This is a genomic window from Stenotrophomonas sp. AGC87, assembly GCF_057333975.1.
The window spans coordinates 29,688-46,146 of sequence record NZ_JBHFHW010000038.1; the positions used below are offsets into that span (position 1 = coordinate 29,688).

General features: G+C 65.8%; 10 protein-coding genes. 4 read left to right on the forward strand and 6 right to left on the reverse strand.

Translation table 11 applies throughout. From position 1 onward, the window contains the following. Positions 1–136: 136 nt before the first annotated feature. From ACE026_RS15145 to ACE026_RS15160, 4 genes are all read right to left on the reverse strand, one after another. Positions 137–2,335 carry a TonB-dependent siderophore receptor gene (locus ACE026_RS15145; protein WP_486039667.1) on the reverse strand — a complete coding sequence of 733 codons (2,199 nt, stop codon included), beginning with the start codon at positions 2,333–2,335 and terminating at the stop codon, positions 137–139. Positions 2,336–2,668: 333 nt separating this feature from the next. Continuing rightward, positions 2,669–4,360, reverse strand: coding sequence for a malate dehydrogenase (quinone) (gene mqo / locus ACE026_RS15150; protein ID WP_486039668.1), 1,692 nt, complete (start codon positions 4,358–4,360; stop codon positions 2,669–2,671). 152 nt (positions 4,361–4,512) lie between these two features. Further along, positions 4,513–5,133, reverse strand: coding sequence for a hypothetical protein (locus ACE026_RS15155; protein ID WP_486039670.1), 621 nt, complete (start codon positions 5,131–5,133; stop codon positions 4,513–4,515). Positions 5,134–5,179: 46 nt separating this feature from the next. After that, positions 5,180–6,085 carry a LysR family transcriptional regulator ArgP gene (locus ACE026_RS15160; protein WP_259261335.1) on the reverse strand — a complete coding sequence of 302 codons (906 nt, stop codon included), beginning with the start codon at positions 6,083–6,085 and terminating at the stop codon, positions 5,180–5,182. Positions 6,086–6,219: 134 nt separating this feature from the next. On the opposite strand from ACE026_RS15160, the gene ACE026_RS15165 reads away from it, so the two are divergent. Then, positions 6,220–6,855, forward strand: a complete 636-nt coding sequence (locus ACE026_RS15165; RefSeq protein WP_486039671.1) for a LysE/ArgO family amino acid transporter — start codon at positions 6,220–6,222, stop codon at positions 6,853–6,855. Between the two features lie 105 nt (positions 6,856–6,960). Further along, on the forward strand, positions 6,961–8,934 hold the full coding sequence (locus tag ACE026_RS15170) for an alpha/beta hydrolase family protein (protein WP_486039673.1): 1,974 nt from the start codon (positions 6,961–6,963) through the stop codon (positions 8,932–8,934). A 77-nt stretch (positions 8,935–9,011) separates the two neighbouring features. Here ACE026_RS15170 and ACE026_RS15175 read toward each other — a convergent pair whose 3' ends face one another. Together ACE026_RS15175 and ACE026_RS15180 are read right to left on the reverse strand one after the other, a co-directional pair. Then, a complete protein-coding gene (locus tag ACE026_RS15175; RefSeq protein ID WP_486039674.1) occupies positions 9,012–10,790 on the reverse strand; it encodes a peptide MFS transporter in 1,779 nt (592 codons plus the stop codon). Positions 10,791–10,874: 84 nt separating this feature from the next. Next, the gene (locus tag ACE026_RS15180) at positions 10,875–12,026 is read right to left on the reverse strand and encodes an acetyltransferase domain-containing protein (RefSeq protein ID WP_486039676.1); all 1,152 of its coding nucleotides are present in this window, start codon (positions 12,024–12,026) and stop codon (positions 10,875–10,877) included. Positions 12,027–12,248: 222 nt separating this feature from the next. On the opposite strand from ACE026_RS15180, the gene ACE026_RS15185 reads away from it, so the two are divergent. Further along, complete coding sequence (locus tag ACE026_RS15185) at positions 12,249–14,219, forward strand: OPT family oligopeptide transporter (RefSeq protein ID WP_486039678.1); 1,971 nt, start codon at positions 12,249–12,251, stop codon at positions 14,217–14,219. 148 nt (positions 14,220–14,367) lie between these two features. After that, on the forward strand, positions 14,368–16,431 hold the full coding sequence (locus ACE026_RS15190; RefSeq protein WP_486039680.1) for a dipeptidyl-peptidase 5: 2,064 nt from the start codon (positions 14,368–14,370) through the stop codon (positions 16,429–16,431). The last annotated feature ends 28 nt before the right edge of the window (positions 16,432–16,459 follow it).

A 16,459-nucleotide genomic window follows, 5' to 3' on the forward strand; every position in this document is an offset into this window, starting at 1 on the left:
GGCCGGCTCCACGCAATATCGGATTCTCGAGGAGCCGGCCAGCGGCCGGCACTACCGGTATACGGTGGGTTGCCACAAAACAGAACAGGCCGCCCGAAGGCGACCCGTTCGTTCAACACAGCGATGTCGTCAGGCCTCAGTACTTCCAGCGCAGGCTCAACGCAACAAAACGCGGCTCGCCGTAGTTGTTGTAGTCCAGGTTGGCCCAGTAGGTCTTGTCCAGCGCGTTGCGCACGCTCAAGGTCGCCGTCCAGCTGTCGCTGATGCGGTAGTTGGCATTGAACTGCACCAGCGCATACGCCGGCTGGTTCACCGTCACCGTGCCGCCGAGCGGATAGGGGATGTTGTAGCCCTGCACCTTGCTCTGCCACTGCACGCCCGCGCCCACGCTCAGGCGCTCCAGCGCGCCGCGCAGCCGCACCTGGGTGTTGAGCTGCAGCAGATCTTCGGCCGGGTTGGCGTACAGCAGATCGGTGGCGGCACGGGTGACCTTGACGTGGGTAAAGCCGGCATTGACCGTCCAGCCCGGCAGGATCTCGCCGTTGACGTCCACTTCCCAGCCGCGCGCCTTGGTGCCGTTGATGCCGATGTAGGCCGAGCTGCCATCGCTGAGCGAGCGCTCCGGCACGCTCGTGTCGAGCACCGCGTAGTTGTCCTGCTTGGCCTCGAACACCGCCGAATTGGCGGTCAGGCGCCCGTCGAACCACTGCGACTTGATGCCCGCTTCCAGATTCGAACCTTCCACCGGCGCCAGCAGGTTTTCGTTGCGGTCCTTGAAGTTCTGCGGGTTGAAGATTTCGGTGTAGCTGGCGTACGCCGCCACCTGCGGAGTGATGTCGTATACCAGGCCCACATAGGGCGTGACTTCATCCGTCACTTTGTACGCGCCGCTCGTACCGGTATACGCACCGGCCGCGTTGTAGGAGCGGGACAGCGTTTCCCAGCGGCTCAGGCGCGCACCGGCGATCAGCGCCAGTGGATCGGCCAGGCGCAGGCGGGTGGCGACGTAGACGCCGCTCTGCGTGGTCTTGGCGACGCGCCGTGCGCCGGTACGCGCGTAGGTCACTTCGGAGATGTCGCCATCCCAGGCGCGGATATCCGGGATGTAGTAGCAGCGCTCGGTCCCGCAACGTGCCCAGTCGGTGGGATAGCGCAGCGCGATGGTGTTGGTGGTGCCTTCCAGATCCGCCCACTGCCCACCCACGGTCAGGTCGTGCTCGCGGCCGAACAGGGAGAACGTGCCGCTCAGGTAGGCATCCACGTTGCGGCGGGTGTCTTCCGAATCGCCGGCGGCGGTGCGCAGGAAGATGCCCGCACCGGTGGCCGGATCCGGGTAGCCACTGCCGTACACGCGCACGTTCTGCACGTTGCCCTGGGTGTAGGCGGTGTTGATCTTCAGCAGCCAGTTCTCACCGAAGCGCTGTTCCAGGTTCGCGAACGCGGTGCTGGTCTCGCGCTGCCAGTAGCTCCACTTCGGCGCCACGTTGGTCGAGCGCGGCAGATGGGCGAAGTCGCCCTGGCTGTTGAAGAACGGCACGGTGCCCCAGGTCGAACCGACCGGATTGTTGTCCTGGGTCTGGTAGCCCACGGTCAGCGTGGTGCTGTCGGTCAGGTCGCCTTCCAGCACGGCCATGCCGGCCATCTTGTTCTCGTGGTACCGGTCGTAATACAGATCACGGTCGGTGTAGGCGGCGACCACGCGGCTGCGGAAACGGCCGTCCGCAGTCAACGGCGCGGTCACGTCGGCTTCCATGCGCTGGTAGTCCCAGCTGCCGGCGCTCACCGCGAAGGAGGCATCGAATTCCTTGCCAGGGCGCTTGCGCAGCAGGTTGACCGTCGCCGACGGCACGCCGGCCCCGCTCAGCAGGCCGTTGGCGCCGCGGACCACTTCAACGCGATCGTAGAAGGCGGTGTCGTATTCCTGGTTGGTCGAGCCGCTGTAGGTGGGGATGCCGTCCACCTGGAAATCGGTGATGGCAAAACCGCGCGCGTAGTACAGCGGGCGCTGGGTGTCATAGAAGGAGACGCTGACGCCGGTGACGTTGCGCATCACGTCGTTGATGCTGAACAACGATTCGTCCTGCAGCCGCTGCAGGCCGATCGAGGTCGCCGACTGAGGCGTCTCCTGCAGGCTGATCGGCAGACGCGTGGTGCTCGAGGGCATCGCGCGCGCACCCACCACGCTGACCTTGTCCAACGTCTTGGCATCGGCAGCGCTGCTGGCATCGGCCAGCGCATCGGCAAAGGCCTGGGGAGCGGTGAAGGAAAGGGCGGAAAGCAGGGCCAGGGCCAGCGGGGCACGGCGGGAGCGGAGCGGGTGGGCGCGGAGGGACATGGGGGTCTCTGGACGGGCAGTAAGGAATGAGGGCAACAGGCAGGCAACGCCGGCGCGCAGGCGCCAGGCACAGGGCAGATCCATCCTGGGAAAAGCAGGGTGTGGGGCAGCTGCGGGGCGACGGCAGTCCATTGAGACCGTCAAGCACCCGAAGCGACCACCCTGCGATGTGTAAATGTAAATCGTTCTCAGTCGCTTTACAATTCTTGAACAATTGGCCGCGTCGGCGTAGAGGGGCTGAGCGCCAGCGATGGGCCCAAAACGCAACCGGCCACCGCAAGGGTGGCCGGAGGGAAACCGTGGCAGAGGCCCGAAGGCCTCGCCGGGGCAGGCTTACAGCGCCTGCAGTTCTTCGTTGGCGTTGCGCTTGGCCTCGGCCGGCTTGGCGGCCGGCGGCGGGGTCAACATCACCGCCGGGCTGGTCTCGACCGGCACATCCAGGTACGGCAGCTTCAGGGTCTCGCTGGTCAGGCGGCGGATCTCATTGGTCAGCGCCGGGCTGTCGTTGAGCTTGCGGCCATACGAGGGGACGATTTCCTTCAGGCGCGCTTCCCAGCCGGCCGCCATCTGCTCGGGGAAGGCCTTCTTGAGCAGGTCCAGCATGATCGGCGGCGAGGTCGAGGCACCCGGCGAGGCGCCAAGCAGGGCGGCCAGGGTGTGGTCCTGGTCGGTCACGATCTCGGTACCGAACTGCAGGATGGAGCCCTTTTCCGGGTCCTTCTTGATGATCTGCACGCGCTGGCCGGCGGTCACCAGCTTCCAGTCCTCGCGCTTGGCGTGGGGGAAGTACTTGACCAGTTCGGCTTGGCGGTCGTCATCGTTCAGACGTGCCTGGCCCATCAGGTACTTCACCAGGTCCAGGTTCTCCAGGCCCACATCGATCATGCCGGCCACGTTGTTGTGGTTGACCGAGGAATACAGGTCGAACCACGAGCCATGCTTGAGGAACTTGGTGCTGTACAGCGCGAACGGCCCGAACAGCACCACCGGCTTGCCATCCAGCTTGCGCGCATCCAGATGCGGCACCGACATCGGCGGCGAGCCGGTTTCGGCCATGCCGTAGGCCTTCACCGAATGCCGGTTGGCGATCGCCGGGTCCTGGAACGCCAGGAACTGACCACCGACCGGGAAGCCGGCGTAGTTCTTCGATTCCGGAATGCCCGACAGCTGCAGCAGCTTGAGCGCGGCACCGCCGGCACCGATGAACACGAAGCGCGACTTGACCGTGGTCTCGTTGTCGGACTTCAGGTCCTTGACGGTCACGTTCCAGCTCTTGTCATCGTTCTGGCGCAGGGCACGCACTTCATGGTTGAGATGCAGTTTGAAGTTCGGGCTGCGTTCCAGGCCCGCGGTCAGCTGGCGGGTGATCACGCCGAAGTTCACGTCGGTGCCCAGCGGCATCCAGGTCGCGGCGACCTTCTGCTTCGGGTCGCGGCCTTCCATCAACAGCGGCGCCCACTGCGTGATCTGCGCGGGATCCTCGGAGTACTGCATGCCGTAGAACAGCGGGTTCTTGACCAGCGCCTGCTGACGCTTGTGCAGGTAGGCGATGTTCTCATCGCCCCAGACGAAGCTCATGTGCGGGGTCGGGTTGATGAAATCGCTGGGCTGGCTCAGGCGGCCTTCGCGGATCTGATGCGACCAGAACTGGCGCGAGATCTCGAACTGCTCGGCGATGCCGACCGCACGCTTGGTCTCGATGCTGCCGTCGGGCAGTTCCGGGGTGTAGTTCAGCTCGGCGAACGCGGAATGACCGGTACCGGCATTGTTCCAGCCGTCCGAGCTTTCCAGCGCAACCCCGTCCAGGCGCTCATAGACCTGGATGTTCCAGTCTGGCTGCAGCTCCTGCAGGAAGGTGGCGAGCGTGATGCTCATGATGCCGCCGCCGACCAGGACGACGTCGACCGGCTTGTCGTTGCCGGCAGCCGGGACCGAGCGCTGATGCAGCGGCCAGTACAGGAACAGTGCCGCTGCCAACAGCAACACCACGAGCAGGCCGAGGACGACCTTCGCTAGTTTTTTCATGGGGATCTCAGGTAGGGAGACATGGGAAGGATGCCGCCGCTGCCGGGAACGCCCGTGAAGACGGGCGTCACAGCGGTACCTTGATCGCAATTTTAGCCCTTTCCGGTACGAATTTGGTGCAACGCAGCATCCGGTGGGTGTGCCAGACCGGGTCAGTCGCTGGCCAAGGTGAAGTATTCAACGAGGAAATAGCTGGCTTGATAGGCCAGTGCTATCAGGGCCAGGGCCAGATGGGCGCGACGCTGGCGCAGGGCCATGCCCAGCCCGGCAATGACCAGCATCACCACCGTGTGGACCCAGTAGGCATCGCCGAGCATCTGCCAGCGGCTGTGACCCTTGATGGCGGTATCGACCAGATCCAGCAGCGTGACCAGCGCCAGCATCCCGAAGAAGCCACCGCGTCGCTGCAGCAGGTAGTTTTCATAGCTGCCGAACTCGCGCACATCGTCGGGAAACAGCAGGACGCACAGCAGGTACCACGCGGCGCAGTAGGCGATCACGAACAGGTACAGCTCGAAGGTCCACTGCCGGACCTCGCCCAGCCGGAACTCCCACCACCAGAAGGTCACCACCGAGATCAGCGCCCAGACCACCCAGCACAGGTGGATCCACGACCAGCCGCGGCGCTGGGGGTGCTCGATGATCCCCGCCAGACCCCGCAGCAGGGTGGTGATGCTCAGGCCGAGGATGATGCTGAGCACCACGCGGATGTGCAGGTAGACCGGATCGGTGTCCATCGACGTGCCCGCGGCGGGAATGCGCTGATGCTGCATCGGGGCCGGTCGTCAGGTCGTGTAGGGCGGCTCTACCGGTCCGGGGCTATCGCTTCTTGCGGACCAGCGTCGCCGAGGCCGCCAGCACCGCCCGGGTCAGCAGCGCCATCGTCTGCACATCGCCCTTCCAGTGCTGCCAGTACAGCGGCACGTCTTCCCAGGCGCGCTGCTTCATGTGCACCAGCCGGCCGGCGTCCAGGTGCCGTTTGACCAGCGGCAGCGGGTTCATGGTCCAGCCCAGCCCACCGAGGTTGGCCTGGACGAATGCGCGGGTGGAGGGGATCCACCAGGTCGGCGCGGTCAACGGCAGGTCGTTGCCGGCCAGGCGGCGGGCGAAACGAGCCTGCATGTCGTCCTTGCGGTTGAACACCAGCACCGGGGCCTGGGCCAGCGACTGCGCGTTGACGCCCTTGGCGAAGTGTTGCTCATGGAAGGCCGGGGTGCAGGTGGCGGCGTAGCGGATGCTGCCCAGCGCATGGATCTGGCAACCCTGCACGGGCTCATCCAGCGTGGTCACCGCGCCCAGCACGGCCCCTTGCCGGAGCAGGGCCACGGTGTGGTCCTGGTCTTCCGAGCGCAGGTCCAGCGTGGTGCCGGTCTGCCGTGCGAACTGCAGGGCGGCCTCGGGGAACCAGGTTTCCAGGCTGTCGTGGTTGACCGCCACCGGGATGCTGGCGTGGGGCAAGTCCTCATCGGCGATGCCCATCCGGTGCAGCGCGTCGTGCTCCAGCAGGGCGGTCTGCTCGGCCAGCTGCACCAGCACCTGGCCTTCGGTGGTGGCCACCGCCGGGGACGAGCGTTTGACCAGCAGGCGGCCGACCCGGTCCTCCAGCGCCTTGACCCGCTGGGAGACCGCCGAGGCGGTGACATTGAGCGACTGCGCGGCACGGTCGAAGCTGCCTTCGCGGATCACCGCCGCCAAGGCGCGGAGCTGGGCATGGTCGATGCGCATGATCTTAAGTTCCGCTAAAGATGGTTAAGTAAGTTTAGCTCTACTTTTTAATGTTGCGGCGCGACAATACGCGCCATCCGGTGCTGTACGCCTTGGCGAGGCACCGCCCCCCAGCAAGACACAGGTGGTATCCCATGTTTTCCATCCCTTCCGGCGGCGCCGGGCTGAGCGCGTGGCTCAGTGGTGCCGCAACCGGCATCGGCCTGTTCGCGGTGGTCGGCGCGCAGAGCGCGTTCATCCTGCGCCAGGGCATCCTGCGCAAGCACATCATTCCCGTGGTGGCGACCTGCGCCGCCATCGATGGCATCTTCATCTTCGCCAGCGTGGCTGGCCTGCGCACGCTGACCCAGGCGCTGCCGTGGCTCACCACCGTGGTCCTGTGGGGCGGTGTCGCCTTCCTGGCCTGGTACGCCTGGCAGTCGGCGCGGCGCGCGCTGGCCGGTGGCGGCGGCATGCATGTGGACGATGGCGACAGCACCTCGCGCCGCGCGGTGCTGATCTCGGCGGTCGGGTTCTCGCTGATCAACCCGCATTTCTGGCTGGACATGATGGTCATCGGCGGCATCGCCGAGAACTTCGGCAACGCGCGCATGGCGTTCGCGGCCGGCGTGTTCACCGCCAGCTGCCTGTGGCTGACTGCCCAGGGTCTGGGCGCGCGCCTGCTGGCCCCGCTGTTCACCAAGCCAAAAACCTGGCGCATCCTCGACGGCACCATCGCGGTGATCCTGTCGATCCTGGCGCTCAGCCTCGCGTTCCGCGGCATGCATTGAACTCTCTCCTCAATGCAGGTCCTGGAAATGGCACCGTTCGCGGTGCCATTTTTTTGCCTAGAATTGCCGTTCCGGACATGAGGTCCAACGGAGCAGGGGGAAAGGATGAGGCGTGTTCAGGGGTGGGGGTTGCTGGTCATGCTGGCCATGACGAGCCAGGCCGGCGCGGTGGATCTGGAGCGTTACCTGCGCCGGGATGCCTTTACCGATATCAAGATTTCGCCGAACGGCGACTACTACGCGGCGACAGTGCCGATGGAAGATCGCACCGCCCTGGCGATTCTGCGCAGAAATGGGGGGGAGGTGGTGGGCTCGTTTGTGCCACCCAGGAACAATCACGCCAACCATTTCGACTGGGTCAGTGGAGAGCGCGTGCTGATCGGCCTGGCCGAAAAGCATGGTTCTCTGGACCAGCCTCGAATGACCGGTGAACTGTATGCCATGAACGCCAACGGCGGGCGCGGCGAACTGCTGGTCGGCTACCGCGTGCAGGGAAACGGCCCGGGTACCCGCATCCAGCAGAAAAAAGTGGAGGCCGTGGCGGCGTTCCTCGCTGATGACCTGCCTGCGGACGACCGCAACGTGCTGGTCACGATCTGGCCGTTCAACGATGACCCGTTCACCCGTGCCGATCGGCTCGATGTCACCACCGGCCGCCGTCAGACCGTGGCGCGCTCGCCCGTGCGTCGCGCCGATTTCGTCACCGACAACCAGGGCCAGGTACGTTTCGCGCATGGCGCGGGAACCGACAACGTCAACAAGCTGTATTACCGCGAAGGGTCGGGCACGACCTGGAAGCTCGTCAACGATGAAGCACTGAACGGGCGTATCGAAACTGCGATTGGTTTTTCCGAAGATGGTCGGCTGGCGTACTTCAATACCGAGATGCCGCAGGGGCCAGATGCCATCGTGTCCTGGGACCCGGTGACCGAAGAGCGCAAGCTCGTGCTCCGCGATCCCGTGGTGGATGTGCACAAGTACATCTACCGGCCGGGCACATCCATCCCGGTGGGGGCGCTGTATCTGGGTGACACGCCGCGCACTCGCTTCTTCGACGAACAGGGCCCCGATGCCCGTCTGTATCGCAGCCTGGAGGCCGCATTTGGTGGTGATGCGGTGTTCATCACCTCCAGCACCCGTGATGGCAGGCAGCTGATGGTTGAGGCGTGGTCAGGTCGCAACCCGGGCGACTTCTACATCTTCGACAATGAGGCAAAGAAAGCCGACCATGTCATCAGCCGCAGCAGCTGGATCGACCCGGTTGCGACTGCCGTCGTGCGCCCGGTGGCTCTCAAGGCGCGTGATGGGCTTGCCCTGCACGGCTACCTGACGTCGCCGGGTAAAAACAATGCCAACAGGCAGCCGATGGTGGTGATCCCGCACGGGGGGCCTTACGGTCCGTTCGATACCGGCGGCTACGACCCGGTCAGCCAGATGCTCGCTGACGCGGGTTATGCGGTGCTGCAGATCAACTTCCGTGGATCGGGCAATTACGGGCGCGCCCATCGATCCGCTGGCGCCCGCGAGTGGGGCGGCACCATGCAGGACGATCTCACCGATGCAACCCGCTGGGCTATCAGCGAGGGAATCGCCGACGCCTCGCGGATCTGCATCTATGGCGCCAGTTATGGTGGCTACGCGGCGATGATGGGCGCTGCCAAAGAGCCCGGTCTGTACCGTTGTGCGGCCGGGTATGTCGGTGTCTATGACCTGCCGATCATGTTCACCACCGGCGACATCCAGCGGCGTGGTTCTGGCGAAAACTATCTCAAGGAATGGATCGGTGACCGGCAGCAACTGGCGGCGGTATCGCCGGTGAATCTGGCCGACCGCATCAAGGTGCCGGTATTCCTCGCTGCCGGTGGCGAAGACGAACGCGCCCCGATCCAGCACACCAGGCGGATGGAAGCGGCGTTGAGGAAAGCCGGCGTGCCGGTGGAGGCGCTGTACTACCCTACCGAAGGCCACGGCTTCTACACCGATGCGCATCGCCGTGAGTACTACACCAAGCTGCTGGCGTTTCTGTCCAACAGCCTGGGCGGCCAGACCGCTTCGGCGTCGACGCCAGCCCAACCCTGAGCACGGCGCGGATCCACCCCGCCTCAACGACAACGGCACCGGAAGGTGCCGTTGTCGTCTGTGCAAGCGGCTCGGACTTACTTCACCCCGTGCATCATCCGCTTCAGCAGCGGCGAGCAGATCAGCGCCACCGCCGCGCAGCCCAGGCCGATCCACATCAGCAGCCAGAACAGGTGCTCGTAGCTGGCGGCGGCGCTGGCGATATCCATGGTCTGGCCTTCCGGGACCTCGATCGCGGCGAGCTTGCCGAACAGCGCCGCCAGCGTTTCAGAAAACGCGGTGGCCAGGAACCAGGTGCCCATCATAAGGCTGACCACGCGCGGCGCGGCCAGCTGGGTGACGGCGGACAAGCCGACCGGTGACAGGCACATTTCGCCGATCTCCAGGATCAGATACGCCAGCACCAGCCACCACACGCTGGCCATCTGTCCGGTTGCACCCACGTGTTGGGCGGCCAGTGCCAAGGGCACGAACGACAGCGCGGCGAAGATCAGCCCGATCGAGGATTTGATCGGCTTGGACGGATCCATGCGGCGACGGTCCAGCCATGCCCACAGCATCGCGAACAGCGGCGCGAGTACCACCAGGAACAGGCCGCCAAGGTAGGTCAGCGAGCCGGCCGTCTGCGGAATCACCAGGCAGTCGCGGATCAGCATCACCAGCATCGCCGCCACAATGGCGATGAACAGGTTGCGCGGCGCGGACGAACCTGGGTTCCGCTCCGACAGGCGCGCGGCCACCACGAAGCCCAGCGGCGCCAGCAGCAGCGAGGCGATCGACCACGGCAGCGGAGTGCCGCCCTGGATCACCAGCGACGGCACCAGATCCTTGGTCAGCAGGCGATCGGTGAAGGTTACCCACGAGCCGTAGGTCTGCTCGTACAGGGTGAAGAACACCAGCGCCATGAAGATCAGCGCCATCAGCGCGATCATCTGCTGGCGCTGCACCGGCGTGCAGCGGGTACCGGTGAACCAGGCGAACCAGACCAGTACGCCGCCGAGCACGACGATCATCAACATCAGCGCCAGACTGATTTCACCGCCGAGCGCGAACGCGCCGTTGGCCGCGGCCCACATCAAGGCAGCGACGGGAATCACGCCCAGCACGGCCACCGTATAGATCAGCCATTCGCGGCGGATGCCCAGGACGCGCTGGCGCAGCGCCGGCAGGTCGGACGGTTCGGCGTGGCCCTGCAGATACTTCTGGCCCCACAGGAACATGCCCAGGCCGATCACCATGCCGATACCGGCCGCGCCGAAGCCGTACTTCCAGCCATAGGCTTCGCCGAGGAAGCCGCACACCAGCGAGGCGAACAACGCGCCCAGATTGATGCCCGCGTAGAACAGCGAGAAACCCGAATCGCGGCGCGGATCGTTCTCCGGATATAGCTTGCCGACGATGGTGGAGATGTTCGGCTTGAGGAAGCCCACGCCCATGATGATCAGGGCCAGCGAGAGGTAGGTGATGCCCAGGGCCGCGTCATCGCGTACCACGGTGCCGTCAATGCGGACCGCCGCGTGGCCTTCGAACGCCATGCCCAGGTGGCCGAGCACCAGCAGCACGCCACCGAAGACCACCGCCTTGCGCATGCCCAGCCAGCGGTCGGCGAGCAGGCCACCGAATACCGGGATGCAGTAGACCAGGCCACCGTACGCGCCGAGCAGATCCAGGCCGGCCTTGTCGCCGAACAGGTGGTACTTGGTGAGATACAGCAGCAACAGCGCCTTCATGCCGTAGAACGAGAACCGCTCCCACATCTCGGTAAAGAAGCAGATGTAGACGCCCTTGGGATGGCCGAGGAAATCGTCGGTGGCGGTGGCGGTGGCGGTGGCGGTGGGCAGGGCGGCTGCGGTCATCGAGGGATCGGGCAGGGCGGACAAGGGGGCGAGTATAGGCCCGGGGTGACGGTGTATCCGTGCCGGGTCTGGCCGCTCCGCTGTCTACAGATAGCGAAGCCAGGCCAGATCCCGCCGCCGTGCCTTGAAGCGCGCGAACGCCCGCGTGGGCCAGTACAGCGCCAGTGCCAGCACCGCGGTGATCACCCACAGGCTCGCCACATGGTCCACGGCGAAATACGCGCCGTGGGTGTGTCCCCAGCGTGCCTCGGCCAGCACGTACAGCAGCTTCAGCACGTACAGGTGCAGCAGGTAGAAGAACATCGGTGCCGCGCCGATGTCGGCCAGCGGCGCCAGCGCCCGGGCCACGCGCGGCTGCTCGTACAGGCGCAGCAACAGCAGGCCGATGCCCAGGGTGAGCAGCAGGAACAGCAGCGAAGGCGGGTACTTGGTGATGTTGAAGACGCTCATCAGCGTGCTGCCCAGCGTGGCGAAGGACTGCCACGGGCGGTCGCCGTAGAGGTTCACCGCCCGCAGGATGACGAACGCCAGCAGCGCACCGGCGCCGGCCATCCACAGGCGGCGCTGGCGCAGGAGTGCATCGCCGCCGCGCGCGAACCACGGGCCGATCACCCAGCCCAGCGCAATCACGCCGATCCACGGCAGCACCGGGTATGAGGTGCGCAGGCGCAGCCCGTCGGTCACGGCGATCCAGTCGCGCTGGTGCAGCACCTTCCACAGCACGGCCAGCGCCCCGTCGCCCTGCACGCGGATGCCATCGAGCAGGTTGTGCCCTGCGATCACGGCCAGCGCCAGCACTGCCAGCGCACCGCGTGGCAGCCACAGCAGCCCGGCCAGCGCAATCATGCTGACGCCGATCGCCCAGATCACCTGCAGGTAGACCACGCTGGGCGGGAACTGCAGCGTCCAGGCGAAATTGACCACCAGCAGCTCCAGCGCCACCAGGAACAGGCCGCGCTTGAGCAGGAAGGCCGATGCGGCCCGGCGCCCGTCCGGCTTGCCGCTGGCGTACAACCACGCCGACAGGCCGGTCAGCAGCACGAACACCGGCGCACACAGATGCGCCAGCAGCCGGCTGATGAACAGCGCCGGTTCGACCTGGTCGATCACCATCGGGTCGCCGACCTGCTGGTGCATGTAGAAGGTTTCGCGCACGTGGTCGAGCAGCATCAGCACGATCACGGTGCCGCGCAGCTGGTCGATGGAAGTCAGACGGGAAGTGGGGGAATGCGTCACAGCAGCGCCGGTTGCTCGGTGCGATAGGATATAACATAACTAAATGGTGGCGCCCGGCGCTCGACCTTGCCGAGTCCGGCGGGTGGGAGCGGCGGCGGCACGCGTAGGTCAACAGGGGCTTCGATCAGGTAGTGCGGGGTTGCCGGCCAGCGGCCGGTACTACTGGACTTGCCCGTACATGAACGCTAGCGTGGCAGGGATTTTTTGCCAGCAGGGGCTTCCATGAACAACGACGCTGCGCCACGCCAGCTCACTTTCCGCGCGGTGGTGCTTGCCATCGTGCTGGCGGTGATTCTGTCGGCCGCCAACGCCTACCTCGGTCTGTTCGCAGGCCTGACCATCGCCACCGCGATTCCCGCGGCCGTCATCTCCATGGGCGTGCTGCGCCTGCTCGGCGGTGGCACCATCCTTGAAAACAACATCGTCCAGACCGGTGCTTCGGCCGGTTCGTCGATCGCCGCCGGCGTGATCTTCACGATCCCCGCGCTGGTGATCATGGGCTACTGGCCGGACTTCAAGTACTGGTGGGTGCTGGGCATCGCCGGTCTGGGTGGCCTGCTGGGCGTGCTGTTCTCGGTGCCGCTGCGCCGTTCGATGATCGTGGAAGATCCGCTGCCGTTCCCGGAAGGCAAGGCGGCCGCCGAAGTGCTCAAGGCCGGTGAAAACCCCGGCCCGGGCCTGAAGATCCTGGCCGTGTCGGCGGTGATCGGCGCCTTCGTGAAGCTGGCCGCCGAAAGCGGCCTGCGCCTGATTCCGGATGCCTGGGCCACCTCGGCCTACGTGGGCAGCTCGAAGATCACCGCCTTCATCGGCACCAACCTGTCCCCGGCGCTGCTGGGTGTGGGTTACATCGTCGGCCTGAATGTCGGCATCGTGGTGGTGTCCGGCTCGATCCTGACCTGGCATATCGCCATTCCGCTGTACCAGATGTTCTTCATGAACACCGATCCGGCGCTGGCCGCCTCGATCGCCACGGCCAGCTCCACCGAAGCCGCCTTCGCCATCTGGGGCGCGAAGATGCGTTACCTGGGCGTGGGCGCCATGCTGATCGGCGGCGTCTGGACCCTGATCTCGCTGCGCAAGTCGCTGCTCAACGGCGTCAAGAGTGGCTTTGCCGCGGCCCGCAAGAGCGGTGGCCCGGCGCTGGCGCACACCGAGCGCGATCTGCCGATGAAGTGGATGCTGGTGGCGCTGGTGGTGTTCACCCTGCCGCTGCTGGCGCTGTACCAGGCCATCGTGGGCCAGTGGCACGTCTCGATCCCGATGACGCTCATCATGATCGTGGCCGGCTTCCTGTTCGTCTCGGTCTCGGCCTACCTGGCCGGTCTGATCGGTTCGTCCAACAACCCGGTCTCGGGCATCACCATCTCCACCATCCTGTTCGCCTCGGCGGTGCTGGTGGTGTTGCTCGGCGCCGACGGCCTCAAGCCGGTTGGCGTCGGCGGTGCGCCGCTGGGTGCGGTGGCTGCGATCATGATCGGTGCGGTGGTGTGCTGCGCGGCTGCGGTCGGCGGTGACAATCTGCAGGATCTCAAGGCCGGTTACATCGTTGGCGCTACGCCGTGGAAGCAGCAGCTGATGCTGGGCATCGGTGCGTTCTCGTGCGCGCTGATCATGGCCCCGGTACTGAACCTGCTGGCCACCGCCTACGGCATCGGCGTCAAGTCCGAGCTGCATCCCAACGCGCTGGCCGCGCCGCAGGCAAACCTGATGGCCTCGGTGGCCAAGGGCCTGTTCGGCGGCGAGCTGCCGTGGACCTTCATCGGTATCGGCGCCGTGGTCGGCGCGGCGATCATCGCTTTCGACAGCTGGCTGAAGTCGCGCAATGCACGCTTCCGCGTGCCGGTGCTGGCCGCGGCGATCGGCATCTACCTGCCGCTGGAGCTGATGGTGCCGATCTTCCTGGGCGGCCTGATCGCCTACCTGGTGGAGCGTTTCCACAAGATCCGCGGCGACGATGAAGAAGGCCGCGACCGCGTGCACAAGCCGGGCGTGCTGTTCGCTGCCGGCCTGATCACCGGTGAAGCTCTGATGGGTATCGCGATCGCCGTGCCGATCGTGGTCAGCAGCCGTGCCGATGTGCTCGCGCTGCCGTTCCATCTGCCGGGCGCGCAGTGGATCGGTCTGGCCGTGCTGTTCCTGGTCGGCTGGCTGATCTACCGCACCGGCAAACGCGCGGTGGGTTCGGTCTAAAAAGTCTGCATCTGCGTCAGGACAAACCCCGCTCCGGCGGGGTTTGTCGTTTCCGCCTCCCGTCGAGCCGCCGGCATGACCGATGGCCTTTGCATCGGTAGCCCCTGCGGCCCTACCATCGGCGTTTTGCCGTTCCGCGGAGACCCCGATGAAACTTCGTTACGCCCTGCTGCCGTTGTGCCTGCTGACCGCGATGCCCTCGCTGGCGGCCCCGCGTGGCCTGGATGTGCGCGACATGATCGCGCTGGATCGGGTCTCCAGCCCGCTGCTGACCGCCGATGGCGGCAATGTGATCTTCGCCAAACGCGTGGTCGGTACCGACAGCAAGGCCAGCACCGGCCTGTACATCCGCAACCTGCGCACCCGTGATCTGGCCCCGCCCAAACCGCTGACCCCTGCTGGCTGGAACGTCAATTCCGCTGCGCTGTCGGCCGATGGCCAGACCGTCTATTTCCTGAGCGCCAAGAACGGCAGCCAGCAGCTCTACGCGCAGCCGACCACCGGCGGCACCCCGCGCCAGCTGACCGATTTCCCGGTCGATGTGGACAGCTTCCACGTCTCCCCGCAGGGCGACCGCGTGGCCTTCAGCAGCGGCGTGTTCCAGGACTGCGGTTCGGACCTGGCCTGCACCAGCAAGAAGCTGGACGCGCACAAGGCGCGCAAGAACACCGGTGAAGTCTTCGACACTCTGTTCGTGCGCCATTGGGACACGTGGGCCGATGGCCGCCGCAACACGCTGTTCGTGGCGCCGCTGCCGGCCGCCAAGGCCGCAGCGGTGAAGGGCGCCTCGGCGATCAGCGCGACGCTGGCCGGCGATGCGCCGTCCAAGCCGTTCGGTGGTAATGACGACTTCACCTGGTCGCCGGATGGCAAGAGCGTGGTCGCCGCGATCCGCGTGGCCGGCAAGCAGGAGCCGTGGTCGACCAATTTTGATCTATATCGCCTGGATGCCGAGGGCAAGCAGGCCCCGGTCAACCTGACCGCGGCCAACCCGGCCTGGGATGCCGGCCCGGTGTTCAGCGCCGACGGCAAGACCCTGTACTACCGCGCCATGAAGCGCCCGGGCTTCGAAGCGGACCGCTTCGGCCTGATGGCGATGGACGTGGCCACCGGCAAGACCCGCGAGATCGCACCCAAGTGGGATCGTTCGGCCGGCGAGATCGTGCTGTCCGGTGACGGCACGCTGATCTACACCAGCGCCGACGACATGGGCGAGCACCGCCTGTTCGGCGTCGACATCGCCACCGGCGCCGCCGAAGTGGTCGCCGACGGCGGCAGCATCGGTTCGCCGGTGATCGCCGGGACCACCCTGGCGTACACCAGGAACAGCCTGAAGAGCGGCGATCAGATCATCGTGGCCGCCTTCGATGGTGCCAACCCGCGCGAGATCACCCCGAGCGCCGGTGAGATGCTGCCCGACGTCGCCTTCGGCGATTACGAGCAGTTCCAGTTCAAGGGCTGGAACAACGAGACCGTGCACGGTTACGTGGTCAAGCCGTACAACTACCAGGAAGGCAAAAGCTACCCGGTTGCGTTCCTGATCCACGGTGGCCCGCAGGGCAGCTTCGGCAACGGCTGGAGCTACCGCTGGAACCCACAGACCTATGCCGGCCAGGGCTACGCGGTGGTCATGATCGACTTCCACGGCTCCACCGGTTACGGCCAGGCCTTCACCGACGCGATCAGCCAGCACTGGGGCGATCGCCCGCTGGAAGACCTGCAGAAGGGCTGGGCCGCCGCACAGAAGCAGTACCCGTTCCTCAACGGCGACAAAGCGTGTGCGCTGGGCGCCAGCTACGGCGGCTTCATGGTCAACTGGATCGCCGGCAACTGGAACGAGCCGTGGAAGTGCCTGGTCAATCATGATGGCGTGTTCGACCAGCGCATGATGGGCTACGCCACCGAAGAGCTGTGGTTCACCGAGTGGGAGCAGGGTGGCACGCCGTACGAGAAGGCCGCCAACTACGAGAAGTTCAACCCGGTCAACCACGTGGCCGACTGGAAGAAGCCGATCCTGATCGTGCACGGCCAGCTCGACTACCGCATTCCGGTGGAGCAGGGCCTGGCGGCGTTCACCGCTGCGCAGCGTCAGGGCATCGAGTCCAAGTTCCTGTACTTCCCGGATGAGAACCACTGGGTGCTCAAGCCGCAGAACAGCGTGCAGTGGCACGACACCGTCAATGGCTGGTTGAAGCAGCACATCGGCGAATAAGCCGGTTTGAAGCGGCGCCCCCAGGGGC